The organism is Streptomyces hilarionis, from assembly GCF_024539675.1.
Lineage (GTDB): Bacteria > Actinomycetota > Actinomycetes > Streptomycetales > Streptomycetaceae > Streptomyces > Streptomyces hilarionis.
The window spans coordinates 1-284 of the sequence record NZ_JAHHIT010000681.1 but is presented as its reverse complement, the minus strand read 5'-3'; the positions used below and the strand labels follow the sequence as shown (position 1 = coordinate 284).

The 284-nt window shown below is 44.7% G+C and carries 1 protein-coding gene; it reads left to right on the top strand.

The window, feature by feature from the left end:
• Positions 1 to 284: DUF6602 domain-containing protein (locus KMS84_RS39990; RefSeq protein WP_256921565.1), on the top strand; the 284-nt coding region annotated here is incomplete at both ends.

Here is a 284-nt window from a genome sequence, read left to right as displayed (position 1 = left end):
GCTGAATTCGTAATTGCATCATGTAAAAAAGATGGTGTTTCATTCTCTCTTTCTCCCGCTCAGCGAGCTCGAGAAAAACAGCGAAAGTTTTCTGCGACGATCGCTGGGGAATTAGCATCGTTGAGCCAGCGTGTCAGATTCATCATTGATCATGGCCCCACCGTGGGGACTTATCGTGAAAACCTACTTCAAAGTTTACTCAGAAAGCACTTGCCTGAGCGCTATCACGTTGCAACAGGTTTCATTTTCGGACTCTCTCGGCAAATCGATATATTGATATATGA